18 protein-coding genes are annotated in these 13,551 nt (G+C 25.3%); all 18 read right to left on the minus strand.

Features of this window, described 5'->3' with window-relative positions:
* Positions 1–116: 116 nt before the first annotated feature.
* The gene (locus AACK81_RS05390) at positions 117–2,138 is read right to left on the minus strand and encodes a hypothetical protein (RefSeq protein WP_338960380.1); all 2,022 of its coding nucleotides are present in this window, start codon (positions 2,136–2,138) and stop codon (positions 117–119) included.
* 105 nt (positions 2,139–2,243) lie between these two features.
* Complete coding sequence (locus AACK81_RS05395; RefSeq protein WP_338963047.1) at positions 2,244–3,239, minus strand: PTS transporter subunit EIIC; 996 nt, start codon at positions 3,237–3,239, stop codon at positions 2,244–2,246.
* Positions 3,146–4,054 carry a PTS transporter subunit EIIC gene (locus AACK81_RS05400; RefSeq protein ID WP_338960382.1) on the minus strand — a complete coding sequence of 303 codons (909 nt, stop codon included), beginning with the start codon at positions 4,052–4,054 and terminating at the stop codon, positions 3,146–3,148. Before AACK81_RS05400 ends, AACK81_RS05395 begins: the two co-directional genes overlap by 94 nt.
* A 486-nt stretch (positions 4,055–4,540) precedes the next feature.
* Entirely contained in the window at positions 4,541–5,464 is a 924-nt protein-coding gene (locus AACK81_RS05405) for a hypothetical protein (RefSeq protein WP_338960384.1), read from the minus strand.
* A gap of 11 nt (positions 5,465–5,475) precedes the next feature.
* Positions 5,476–6,243: a hypothetical protein gene (locus AACK81_RS05410; RefSeq protein ID WP_338960386.1), complete on the minus strand. Its 768-nt coding sequence runs from the start codon at positions 6,241–6,243 to the stop codon at positions 5,476–5,478.
* Entirely contained in the window at positions 6,237–6,536 is a 300-nt protein-coding gene (locus tag AACK81_RS05415; protein ID WP_338960388.1) for a hypothetical protein, read from the minus strand. Before AACK81_RS05415 ends, AACK81_RS05410 begins: the two co-directional genes overlap by 7 nt.
* On the minus strand, positions 6,500–6,730 hold the full coding sequence (locus tag AACK81_RS05420; protein ID WP_338960390.1) for a hypothetical protein: 231 nt from the start codon (positions 6,728–6,730) through the stop codon (positions 6,500–6,502). The genes AACK81_RS05415 and AACK81_RS05420 overlap by 37 nt, the downstream gene beginning before the upstream one ends.
* Before the next feature lie 9 nt (positions 6,731–6,739).
* Positions 6,740–6,937: a hypothetical protein gene (locus tag AACK81_RS05425; RefSeq protein ID WP_338960392.1), complete on the minus strand. Its 198-nt coding sequence runs from the start codon at positions 6,935–6,937 to the stop codon at positions 6,740–6,742.
* A gap of 2 nt (positions 6,938–6,939) precedes the next feature.
* The gene (locus AACK81_RS05430) at positions 6,940–7,314 is read right to left on the minus strand and encodes a hypothetical protein (protein ID WP_338960394.1); all 375 of its coding nucleotides are present in this window, start codon (positions 7,312–7,314) and stop codon (positions 6,940–6,942) included.
* Positions 7,315–7,603: 289 nt separating this feature from the next.
* The gene (locus tag AACK81_RS05435; RefSeq protein ID WP_174480363.1) at positions 7,604–7,810 is read right to left on the minus strand and encodes a hypothetical protein; all 207 of its coding nucleotides are present in this window, start codon (positions 7,808–7,810) and stop codon (positions 7,604–7,606) included.
* Position 7,811: 1 nt separating this feature from the next.
* Complete coding sequence (locus AACK81_RS05440) at positions 7,812–8,045, minus strand: hypothetical protein (protein ID WP_338960396.1); 234 nt, start codon at positions 8,043–8,045, stop codon at positions 7,812–7,814.
* On the minus strand, positions 8,045–8,212 hold the full coding sequence (locus AACK81_RS05445) for a hypothetical protein (protein WP_338960398.1): 168 nt from the start codon (positions 8,210–8,212) through the stop codon (positions 8,045–8,047). The genes AACK81_RS05440 and AACK81_RS05445 overlap by 1 nt, the downstream gene beginning before the upstream one ends.
* Positions 8,213–8,420: 208 nt before the next feature.
* Complete coding sequence (locus AACK81_RS05450) at positions 8,421–9,284, minus strand: hypothetical protein (protein ID WP_338960400.1); 864 nt, start codon at positions 9,282–9,284, stop codon at positions 8,421–8,423.
* 150 nt (positions 9,285–9,434) lie between these two features.
* Entirely contained in the window at positions 9,435–9,638 is a 204-nt protein-coding gene (locus tag AACK81_RS05455) for a hypothetical protein (protein WP_338960402.1), read from the minus strand.
* 58 nt (positions 9,639–9,696) lie between these two features.
* Positions 9,697–9,972, minus strand: coding sequence for a hypothetical protein (locus AACK81_RS05460; RefSeq protein ID WP_281748222.1), 276 nt, complete (start codon positions 9,970–9,972; stop codon positions 9,697–9,699).
* Positions 9,973–10,202: 230 nt separating this feature from the next.
* Positions 10,203–11,150 carry a rolling circle replication-associated protein gene (locus AACK81_RS05465; RefSeq protein WP_338960407.1) on the minus strand — a complete coding sequence of 316 codons (948 nt, stop codon included), beginning with the start codon at positions 11,148–11,150 and terminating at the stop codon, positions 10,203–10,205.
* Between the two features lie 357 nt (positions 11,151–11,507).
* Positions 11,508–12,839: a ribosome biogenesis GTPase Der gene (gene der / locus AACK81_RS05470; RefSeq protein WP_338960409.1), complete on the minus strand. Its 1,332-nt coding sequence runs from the start codon at positions 12,837–12,839 to the stop codon at positions 11,508–11,510.
* Positions 12,840–12,866: 27 nt separating this feature from the next.
* Entirely contained in the window at positions 12,867–13,538 is a 672-nt protein-coding gene (gene cmk, locus AACK81_RS05475) for a (d)CMP kinase (protein ID WP_338960411.1), read from the minus strand.
* Positions 13,539–13,551 lie beyond the last annotated feature (13 nt).

Genomic DNA, 13,551 nt, shown 5'->3' on the forward strand with positions numbered 1-13,551 from the left:
AGTAAATGCCACTAAATTTTGATTGTACTGTGATAACATTTGTATTTTTTTATTTAAAGTTGTCAACTTCTGACTACCTTTTTTATTTAAAGTTTCTAACTTTTCTTTTTCTAAAACTAATTGTTTTTTTCTTTAAGTAGTTTTTGAACTTCTTCAGTTGCTTGATTACCAATTTTTGTTAATTTACCTTCTAGTAAAGAAATATTTTTTTCTTTCTCTTTTATTTGCATGCCATTTTCTTGTTGAATAGTTTCTAGTTTTATTTTTTCTTCCTTTAATTGATTAACTTCCATAACTAATTTTTGATTTTTATCTTCTACTGTTATTAATGTTTGTTGTGTTTTTGATAATTCTTGATTTAATTTTTCTAAAGCTTGGTTATTTTTATAATTTCTACTTTCTAATCTTTCTTTTTCTAAAGCTAACGCGAACTCTTTTTTTATTAATCTTTCAATACTTTTATTTTTTTGTTCACGAATATTTCTCACTTTTTTTTGTACTTTTTCTAAATTATTACTTATTTGATTTATTTTTACACTATTTTGTTGCTTAATTTTTTCTAACTTTGTTTTTTCTCTTTCTAAGGTAGCAACTTTAGAAACTAAAAATTTAGTTTCATCAATTAATAGTTGTACTTTTTGCTTTTCTGCTATTAATTGTTGTTCTAATATTGCTGTTTCTTCTGCAGATTTAACTTTTATTTTATCCAATTCTTCTTGTGTTTGCTTTAATTGTGCTTCTAATTCATTAATTTTTGCTTGTAAAATTTGATCTTGACTTAAAATTTCTGTTTTTTCTTCTTTTGCATCATTTTCTTGTTTTATACTTTGTTCTTTAATGTCATTTTCTTCTAAAATAACATCAATTTTAGTAATATCTTTTTCAAGTAAAGTCGTTAAACTACTTGTTGTAGATGATTCTGAATTATCTGTTTCATTAGTATTAATAAATTTTAAATGTTCATTTTTTTTGTTGTCTTTTTTCTTATTTTTTCTTTTTTTAACATTTGTTTTCTTTGTTTCTATTTTATGAGAATTATTAAAACTTTCTACTTGCATTAACGTTTCTTTTTTTGAAACATCATTATCATTTAAAACTTCTTGCAATTTTTGCTTTAACTTTTTAATCATTTCAATATTACTATCAATATTTTTTTCAATCTCGCTTAAATATTGCATTGAATCATTTTCATTAAAAATTTGATTTACAATTTTCGTTAAAGGCAATGGAGAAGTAACTGGTTTTTGAAACATTTCAAAAATAATTTTTGACAAATCAAAAATATTTTGAATTTTTAATTTAATTCCCTTAATTTTCAATTCATTCTTTTTAGATTTATTATTTTTAAAATCATAAATTTTATTTTCATATTCATCGAATAAATTTACAATTTCCTTTTTAAAAATTTTATCAAGTTCTTCAATATTTAATTTATATGGAATTTCAGAATTACTATCTTTAACTAAAATATCCTTAAATTTATTTTCTCTTGACATTATGTCCTTAATTTTTTCATATTCATTGCTTATTAAACTAATTTTATTATCGCAATCTTCATCAGTAACAAAATATTTTGATTGATTAGCAATAAAGTTATAAATATTTAATACACCTAATTGATGATTTTCACAAATTGATTTAAAATGTTTTAATATTTCAAAATTATTATTTAATTGCTCTCTTAGTTTATTTAGGTTATTTAAGTCCTTACACGAACTAATTTTTTTAATAAAAAAAATATTATCATTTTTCAGGATTTCTATTTTTGTTTTCATAAATTCAATATTAGTAATATCTTTTTTAATAAAATCACTAAAATCACTAAATAATAAAGGATGATTAAAAACATTAATTATTAAAAAAATTGAAATCAAACTTTTCAAACTGTATAAATTGGCTTGATCAATATATTGCAAAGAACTATGCAAATTTTTTCTAAACAATTGACTATCAAATTTTTCATCTTCCTGTTGATAATATTTGGCAATATTACTGATAGAACTATCAATAGCATTATATTCTACACAAGTTATATAAATAATATTAAGTGCAGTAATAATATCTTCTTTAGTTAATGTTGGTACTTGTGATTTTATTTTTTGTAAAATGTTAGTAATTAAATGTTTACCTACTGACATTATTTTTACTCCTATCTTTTTTAATCAATTAAAAACTCATATAGCTATTAAATAGTTATATGAGCTCTAGTAGCTTTAATATTATATTGTAATAATCACTTTCAATTATAGATTAACTTTAGCTTTAATATTCAAAGTTGCTGAATTTTGTAACTGTGCCTTTATTGCATTGGCTACATGTTCAACATCGGTACCAATAACAATTTGCAAAGCTTCTTTACTCAAAATTTTAGTACCAAATGCTCCTGCGGCCTTAACTTTTGCCAAATTAACACGTGATGTATCTTTAACAATCAAACGTAACCTAGTAGCACAATTATCAATTTCAACAAAATTATCTGCACCAATTGCTTCAATTAATTTTATTGCCATTAGTGTATATTTATCACTTTTAAGATTTTTATTGGTTAACTCTGATTTTGTTGTTACTTTATTTTCTTCAACACCAAAATCTTCTTCTCTTCCTGGTGTTTCAATATTCATTTTAGTAATTAATGTATAAAATACAATAAAATAAACTCCACCAGCAGCCACAATTAATAATAATACTCATAGTGGATTTGAAGTAATATGATAAGCACCAGTAGCATGATTAGTAAATCCTCATGATTGAGCAAAAGAAATGCAATAGTCAATAATTCCAGCACTAAAACCAAAACCAACTTGGATATGCAATGCTGTCGTTATTGCAATAAATATCCCTGTTAATAAGGCATGAATTACCAATAATAATGGGGCAATAAATACAAATGAAAATTCAATGGGTTCAGTGATTCCACTAATAAAAGAAACTAAAGCAACTCCTCCTAAAAATCCTGATACCATTTTTCTATTTTCTTTTTTAGCTGCCATAATCATAGCTAAGGCAGCAGCGGGAATACCACCCATCATAATAGGAAAGAAACCTGATTGAAAAAATCCAGATCCTTCAATACCTCTAGTAAAAGCATTAATGTCTCCATTTACTCATTCTCTTGTTCCAGATGCAGCACCTGTAATTGGAGATATTATCTGACCATTAATTGGTAATTGAAATCAAAAAAAGTATTTAAGATTTGATGTAATCCAAAAGGTAATAATAAACGATTTAATATTCCATAAACAGCTGTTCCTGGAATAGCAACTGCTGGATTATTTGGATTAGCAACTAATTGACCAAATTTCATTAATACTAATTGAATTCATGGTCAAACAATAGCAAATACCAAAGCAGTGGGAATAGTTATTGCTAAAGCCACCATTGGTGCAAATCTTCTACCACCAAAGAATGATAACGCTTGAGGAAGTTTGATTTCTTTATATTTATTATATAAAACTGCAGATAAACACCCCGCTACAATTCCACCAAAAACACCAATGTTTAATACATAAATACTGCCGATAATAGTTTTACCATCTGTTCCAAATTCTTCTACATAAAATAATGACGAAAATTTTTCACCTTTACTTGATGTAAAAGTTAAAACATTTTTATATAACATTTCTGGTAATGAGTGTTCAATTGACGTCATTGCAGCTATTGCTAAATAAAATACTGCTCCAACTAATGCAGCTTCACCACGATGATCTTTAGCTAAACCAAATGCTAAACCCAAAGCAAATAATAATGGTAAATTATCAAATACTATTTTTCCTGGTTGTTGAATAATATATGAAATTCAATAACCCACTTCATTAGTAACATGCATAACACCAGCATCAGTTGTAGTAGTAAATATAAGTCCTAATGCTCCAAATCTGTTTAAAATAGCAGCGAATGGTAATACTGCGATTGGAAACTGTAATGCTTTACCTAAGTCTTGTAAAAATTTTAAAACATTATTTCAAGGACTTTTTTCTTTTGAGGTTTTTAATTCAATATTACTATTTTTTGTTTGATTTTTTTCTTTATGTTTTTTTCAGAAAACTAAACCCATATTTTAACCCCTTCCTAAAACTTTTTCTTAATTTTTCAAAATTAAAACATTGAACTTATTGAAACTGATAATAGCACAATGGCACCAACTGTTGCACAAAACATTAAAAATATATAAAGAGCTTTATTTCAAAAATAAAAAACTTGATATGTAACTTTTTTTGGTTTAAATAAAAATTGCTCGTTAATCAGGCTCCTTTCTTTACGTAATTTTCTTTTAAATAAAAAAAACACAAGAAAAATAATACCAACACAAATCAAACCAATGATAAACATTATTCACATTGCCGATGTTGATAAACTTTTATTGTGCGATTCTAATGTTAAAAAATTTAGCATAATCATTTACACTTTCTAATCATTAGTTTTTTATCTTAACAAGTATATAGGGGCTTTGCCCCTAGTTGCTTCGCAACTTACCCCAGTGGCGTAAACGCCACGGCCAACCAACCAAGGTTCTGGTTAGCTTCAACCAATAAATATAGGTTTACTCTATTTTAACATCTTTCTTATTTTTCTTAGAATATTTATTTCTATAATAACAAGTACGGCATACAGTATTTTCAGTTTCTTTCTTTTCAGTTTGTAATATATTATCTAACTTATCTAATCCTACTGCTCTAATATCATCAACAGTAAAATCTAATGCTTGTGATTGTTCATAGTCTTTAACAGTACTTAATTCACTCTTTAACGAATGAATATAATTTAAAGCACGACTATTATATCTTTGTAAATAAGACCTAGGAAATCATAAACTAAAAGTCATAGTTTCACCACTATAACTAGGTGGTAATCCACCACGTTTAATTATTCGCTTTGTTTGTCTTTTAGATAATACAACTTTATTATAATCATCAACATTAGTATAAATATTTAGTTTAAACTTAACTAAAAATAACAAAATACGCATTCTTTTAACTTGCACAATATATTCCACTTTTTCACGTGCTTGTTTTGGTATTCTATCGGGGTATTGTTCAATCATATACATAATTCCATTAAAATTATGACCTATTAATTTACAAAACATTCCTAAACTTTCTTGTGTTTCTTTAAATTCGGCTGATAAATCATTACTATTAATTTTTAAACCTAGTTCATCAAAAACAAGCATATCATTCTCTTTAAAAGCATAATTACTATTTAATTGATTAAATTTAAAAACATCATCATAAGAACAACGATAACTATATTCATTACGTACTTTAATAGGAATAGGACTTACTACCCTACCTTTATGTTTTTGTGCTAAACAACAAGCAAGGGCAGATTTACCAGTACGTGGTGGTGCTGAAATAATATAACTACCTACACGTTGTAATATCTTTATATTTTTTCTAGTTATTAAAAATGGATAAAGTATTATTAATAATATAACTCCTAAAAGTAAATAACCATATCAAGGCATTATTTCAACTCCTAACCAACTAAAAATCCAACAGCTTTTAAAAATACTCATAAAGTTAAAACTTGTTCTAAACCACTAGTAAAATCAACATTTAAAACAGAACTAATAGTATCATCAAAAATACGTCTCAATAATCCGTCAAGTTTAGTAAAAAATTCTCTTAATGGTTCAACTGGTAAAACTTTACCAACAACACCATATAGTACTCACCTAAAAGCATTACGCAAATGACCAAAAACATCATATCAACTAACACGTTCATACTCAGGGTTAAAAGGACTATTTGGTGGTACTGGCGTAACTTTCTCACTTGAAAAAATATTAATTTGATCAAAATTTAATTGTGGTGAAAAAGTTGGTCTAGTTGATTCACCATGAACATCAAAAAATACTGTTAAATGTCTTAAATTTGGAACACGAATAGGCATAGTAACAAAATTATATAAATCTTGCTGATAAATATCATTATCAACTTTACCTTTAAAAACATATTTTGTATCACCAACATTATCTAAAAAACTAAAAACAAAATTAGCAGTAAAAGTTTTAAAATATTCATATTCAAAATAAAACATAAAACCTTGAATATAAAAACTTAAAGGTTTATCAATTTCAAAATTTAACTGTGTTTGAAAATTTATAATACTTTTACCAGTATTAACAAAATTTAAATTATTAGTATTATTCTTTGCAACATAATTATGATTAAACATAATACGTGAAAATTCATCTAATTGTTTTCTATTAAAAGTATAAACGCCAGTTCCCATATCTATCATTTGTGAGACGGAACACCAACTGTATCACTATAATAATAACACGTATATAAACCTTCATTATTACCTATAAACTCACCACTTACTAATTTTAAATCCGGTTGGTCAACATCAAAATAAGCAGAATTTCATGGAATTGTTGCTCAATCATCAAAATCATGATATTTAACATGTTTAACCATTTCTTTTATAATATCATAATTAACAACATTAGGGTCATTTGAAGCAATTAAACTAGTCGGTGCTTGAACAGAAGTATTTACAACAAAAAATAATTTAGCAAACTTAAATCACATAATTGTTTACCAAATAAAGATTTTAAAATTCACCATGAACCATAAAATAAAACAAATCCAATAAAAAACTGTGTTCCATAAACTACTAAATTTCATAAAATAGTAGTAAAATCATCAACTGGATTACCTATAAACATAGTTCAATAATCAACAATACATTGATGTATTTTATTGTAAATTTCTAAAACACTCATAACTAACACCTACCCAAATAATGACCTAAAAATAAATTTAATACTACGATAAATAAAATTAAAAAATACACCTAATACTAACCAAAAAGTCAAATTAAACAAAATATAAACTTCATCAGTAATATTAGTTTGATTTAAAAATATACTAATATCATTACTAGAAAATATAAAAATAAAATGCAATATACTAAGAACAAAATTAGACATAATTAATCACCAATACCAAAGTCACGAGTTGAACTACCAGTAAACTTATTACCACCAGCACCACCTTTAAACTTACCTTGTTGTTTATTTCTTGTTTTTACTTTTTCAACGCGTCTTTGATAACTCTTAGCAATTTGTTGACCAGTACCAACACCCAAAGAAACAGAACTTTTACCAATGAACTTAACAGCATATCCTAAACCTAATGTTGGTAACATTAATTCGGGTAAAATAACCCTAAATGCAAATCTAAGCAAAATTAAAAATATCATTAATGTACCCAAATTAAAACCTAAATCACCAAGTGGAAAACTAAAAAACTTCATAAAAATTGAAGCAAATAATTGCATAACAGTTGTAATAAAAGGTATAAACATAATTTCACATCCTAATGTCTTGTAAATCTAAATAATCCCAAAATTAAATAAAATACAAAACTAACATTTATTAAAGCAAGAATAGGCAAAGGTAAAGTGTATAAACTATCATAAAAAAAACGACTTAATAAAAAGTGTCACAGTATGTAGCCCAGCAAAAGAACTTAAATACTGCATATAAATAGTTTGTACCAAAGCATTAACAACCAGTAAAAGTTTACCTAATAAAGGTAAAACAAAAACCAAACTAAAAAATAACTTTACCATTTGCTTAATTCCTTTCTAATTATTAATGTGTTCCATGAATAATATGTCCCACAAATTGTTTGATAAACACTAATACCATAAATACAATTGAAATTAACACTGGTCAATTTGTAAGTGTTCCACCATCGCCAGTAGTAAATACTCAACCAAAAATATAAGTAAAAGCATTTAATAATTGTTGGCCAACACCACCAATCATATTTAATAATGCTGATAATCCAGCAGGCATATTAATCACCTCCTTTCTCTAATTCTTTTTGTTGTTTTTCCATTTCTAATTTACGTTTCTTCTTTTCAAAATCTTTACGACAAAAAATACAATCAGGCTCACTATCATTCTCCTTTACATGTTTTCTATGTTTATATTTTTCTATACCTTCACGTATTCAATTTCTACAAAATCAAAGAATTAAACAAAAACCACCAATATATAACACATATTTTATAATTTCTTTCATATCCATTATTTATCACTTCCTTTTTTTCTTTTTTTAAAAAAATCAATTAAACTAAATAATTCATAAACAATTACTAAAACAAAAAGTAAAATATTAATCCCCAAATCTAAACCAATAAAAAAGTCAAAACTACCATTTATAATATTATGTATTTCAGCAACAGTTCAAACCATAGAAAAGAAACCAACAATAAAACAAAAAACATGAAATTTAGGAGTGTCATACCACTTTTTTTAATTTCTTTATTTTCCATTATTTTTTACCCCCTAATAAAAATCATCATAATTCATATTTTCACTTAATCTTTGGTCAAAATTTCTTTTTGCCTTTTTCTTATGCAACTTTTGTCTTGGCATATTTTTTCATTTATCTTTTTTCATTTTAAACACCACCTAATGTATAAGCATAAGAATAATCCCAATTTAAACTTGCTCTATCTAAATTAATCTCAGACATACTATCATCATTTAAATCAATATCAACCATACCGTCATCTGTACTTTGATAATCATTAACACTACCATTAATTAATCTTGCTCTTTCATCAGTAAATACTTCTTGTAACTCTGTATTATTATGTGTATTTCCCAATGGCAACAATAAAGTATTTATAATCTCACTTGCTCCAGCAATAATCGTAGGAATAGCAAAATAATTACTAAAATCATTATTTATACCCATAGCAACACCACTACTAATCAAACATCCACCAGTAGCCATATTCGCTATTTTTCTAATTGCTTCAAATCTATTAGGTATTAACTCAGTTAAACCACTAATAACATTCGCTATACCAAAACTATTTAAAGATATATAAGTATCTCAATCTACAAAAAGAACATCAATTATTGGTTTAACAGTTGTAAATGGTGGATACGTTGGTTTAGGTGGTTCAGTAGGGCAAGGTGGTCAAAAACAAGGTTCATCTCTTAATAAAAAAACTGACTTATCTACATACTGAACAAATTTAGCAAAATTAATTAAACCAATTGTTCCTAAACCTAAAAATATTTTTTTATAACTATTAATCACTTTATTTTTAGTAGTAGGTCTTTGATTAATATTCCAAATATCAATTCCTAACTTTTTACTAAATAACAAAGAATTAATAGAACCTAAAATTGGGTCTTTTAAATATTGACCATAATAAGCACTAACTCCTACCATAGCACTTAATGGACTTAATCCAGTTCTTAATATTTTAGTTAAAGTATAATTACTAGTTTGTTCTAACTCATTAGGCATAAATAAAACTCCTTACTTTATATACTAATAAGGAGCTTATTTAATTTTTACTTATTTCTTTTATTCTCTTTTCTTATTCGTTCCATTTCATTAGCAACTCTGTAACACATTTCACAACCGTATACTCGTTCATAAGTCCAATCGTTACATTTATGTCTCATAATTTAACTTACTTTCTTGCTGTCTCATTGCCTTATTTAAAGCAATATTTAATATACAATTTGGACAATAATATTTTTTAGTATATAAGTTTTGTAAAACTTTTTTAGGACAAATAACTTGGTCACAAAGTTTACACATATAAATTGCTAAATGAAATGTTTGCTCACATGAACAATTATCATTTTTAGCCATAATTTAATTAACTCCTAACATATTAATAATTATTTAAAATTACCCTTTCAATAAATAACTATTTTCAATTAGAAAGTTTTTTAATATTACCGCTTAAATCAAGTTCAAGTGAATAAAAATTACCAACTTTCAAATCAACAGTAGATAAACAATTATTAAAATCACTAGCAAATTCCGGATTATATCATTTATCACGTGTTTGACCAGTTGGCACGCTTGTTTGCTTATTTATTTCTACAAACTTCAAAACATCAAACTTCAATGTTTGACCTTTATTATTTTTATCGGGAATAATACGCCCTTTTTCAATATTAACTAACTGTACTTTAAACATAAAAAAATACTTAACCTCCGATGAAACGACTAATAAAGTCAGATTAAGATGTGGGTAAACCATCTTATTTATAAATATACAGATATTTATATATATTTCAAGTAAAAACAAAAAAACATCAAAGTAAAATAAAATCTTCATCGGTGACTTTAAATTACTTTGACATTAAACATTATATATATATATATATATATATACAAGTAAAAATATAGAAAAAAATAGTTTTTTTTCTAATGTAAAACTTTTTTCCTAAAATCTATTTTTTCAACTTTATTACCAAAAACTTTATCAACCCAAGTCAAAACATCTTTATCTTTTTGAATTAAATATCCAATTTCACTAGTCCGTAAATAATGCTTATGTGATAAAGCACTTAAATATACATATTTTTCGTAATCTTCATAATCTTTAAAATAATCATTTACAACAGTACTTTCAATAATACCACCAATCATAACAGTATCACCATTACTATCTCTTTGAGTTTTAAAATAAAATACATTTGTAGCATTAAAACTTACTTTAATGATATCTCCAATTGTCAATTTCTTAATACCACGAACTACAATAGGATTTTTACAATTACAACTAAAAGCATAAGCCTTTACACCAACATCTGTTTGATTTATAGATTTAACATCATCTATCGCTTTTGTAACATATTTTCCTAAATATTTAATAACAAATTCATTTGTACCTTTTTTAACTACTTTTAAATCATTAAAACCATGAGTTCATCATTCTGCTAACATACTTTTATATATCTTTCTATTAAAAATTATATGAAAATGAATAGCACCACGCTCTTGATATTCATAAACATAAAAATATTTTAATTCACCTAAATGTTCAAAACGTTTAGGGTCATTTCATCATTTCTTTAATTTAAGAAAAAATAAACGAATATCTTTTTTTGCTTTTTTAATATCTTGTATATTATCTTTATAAGTTAAAGTAACAAAACTTAACATTTTACTATCATAAAAATTATGCAATGCTTTTTGAATTAAATTAGTTTTAGTACGAACAGTATTATTTCTTAATTTTTGTTTATTGCCAACATAACATTTACCTTTTTTATTTCCAATATTATTTAAAAAAGAAATAGGTAAAACCACATTTTTAACATAACAAGCATAAAAAATCTTTTTAACATAAAAATCTTGTTGAATATCCATATATAAAACTCCGATGAAACACTACTTTAAAGTAGCAAATTTTATACTTTAATAACAAACAAATCTTAACATAAAAAATTATAAAAGCAAACATAAACAAAAACGATACTTAATTAAAACCACATTTTTAACATAACAAGCATAAAAAATCTTTTTAACATAAAAATCTTGTTGAATATCCATATATAAAACTCCGATGAAACACTACTTTAAAGTAGCAAATTTTATACTTTAATAACAAACAAATCTTAACATAAAAAATTATAAAAGCAAACATAAACAAAAACGATACTTAATATATATTATTATACAATAATTTTCTTTAAAATAAATATAATCACAAAATTTTACACTTTTTTATTGTTTATTATACAATGACTTACGCATTCTAAATCTTAATTTAATTGGTACACCCTGAAAACCAAATCGTTCACGAATTTGATTAATTAAAAAACGTTCATAAGAAAAATGACATCGTTGTGGAGCATTTACCATTAAAATAAAAGTAGGCGGATTTTTTTCAACCTGTGTTGTGTAATATATCTTTAATCTACCACCTTTAAAGTAAGGCGGCTCATTAATTAATTGAGCTTTATTAATTATTTCATTAAGAATACTTGTTTTAATTCTTAAATTCATATTAACTAATACTTCATTAATAGTAGCAAATAAAGTATGAATTCTAGTATTTTCTAAAGCAGATAAATATACAACAAAAGAATACTCAAGATATTTAAATTTTTCTTTAATTTTTTTAGTAAACTCTTGCATTGTTTTTTCATTTTTTTTAACTAAATCTCATTTATTAACAATAATAATAACTGGCTTATCTAAATTTTTTGCCATTCCTGCTATTGTTAAATCTTGTTCTTGAATTTCAACACTACCATCTAATAAAAACAAAACAATATCACTACGTTCAATGGCATTAGTAGTTCTAATTAAACTATATTTTTCTAAATCTTCAGTAATTTTTCCTTTTCTACGAATTCCCGCAGTATCAATAACACAATATTGTTTTTTATTATAAACAAAATTACTATCAATAGCATCAGTTGTTGTTCCTGCTATTGGTGAAACAATAACTCTATTCTCTTGAAGAATAGTATTAACTAAACTTGATTTACCAACATTGGGACGACCAATAATTGCTAAATTAATATGTTCTTTTTTTTCTGTATGAACCTCTTTTGGTAACTTAGTAATTATCATATCTAATAAATCACCAAAACCAACACCATGACTAGCAGATACTAAAATTGGTTCGCCAAAGCCAACTTTTAAATAATCATAAATTTTATCATTATCTTTTTGAACATTATCATATTTATTTGCAATAATAATAACAGGTTTCTTAGTTCTGTATAATAATTTAGCAATATCTTCATCTTCGTGAGTTAGACCTTCTTGATAAGAACAAACAAATAAAACAATATCAGCCTCAGCTAAAGCAATATTAACTTGTTGATTGATTTGTTGAGTAAAATTAGTAATCGTTTTAGTAATACCACCCGTATCAATAATCACAAAATTTTGTGTTAATCATTCACCAATGCCATAAATTCGATCTCTAGTTGCTCCAGGCATATCTTCAATTATTGCTACTTTTTTTTGTAATATACGATTAAAAATTGAAGATTTACCAACATTAGGGCGTCCTACAATTACTACTTTTGGTAACTTATTCATTTTATTCAAATCCTTATATTTAAAATATTATTTTTTATGACTAAAGTAATTATCATATAAAATTTTTAATTTATCAACGGTCGTTTGTAAATTATAATCACTATTATCTAAAATAACTGCATCTTCAACAATTACTAGTTGTCCAGTGCTACGAGTTTTATCAACATTATCACGAATTACCATATCGTTATATACTTGTTCTTGCGTAATATTAATACCCTCTTTAATATACTGTTTATATCTTCTTTCACTACGAGCGTGTAAACTAGAAGTTAAAAAAATCTTTAATTGAGCATCAGGTAAAACAACACTACTAATATCTCTGCCAACGACAATAAAGCCTTGACTTCTAACCATTTCTTGAATTCTAGCAACCATAACTTTTCTAACTTCAGATAACGAAGCAATTATTGGTACTTTACTAGTAACATTTTTATCATAAATTTCTTCTGTTGGTGGTTGATCATTAAATAAAAAATGACCATTAACTCATCTTATATCAAAAAGTTGTAGTGCTGCAAGTATTAAATCTTCACTTTCAAAAGCAATTTTATTTTTTAAACAATGATTAGTAAAACTACGATACATAATTCCTGTATCCATAAATTGATAATCAATTTTTTTAGAAAACAAATATGCAGCTGCTGATTTACCACTAGCTGCTGGACCATCTATTGCAATATTAATCTTTGGGTACATTGTTTTTCTCCAT

It is taken from the genome of Spiroplasma endosymbiont of Lasioglossum villosulum (genome assembly GCF_964020195.1).
GTDB classification, from domain to species: Bacteria; Bacillota_I; Bacilli_A; order Mycoplasmatales; family VBWQ01; genus Spiroplasma_E; species Spiroplasma_E ixodetis_A.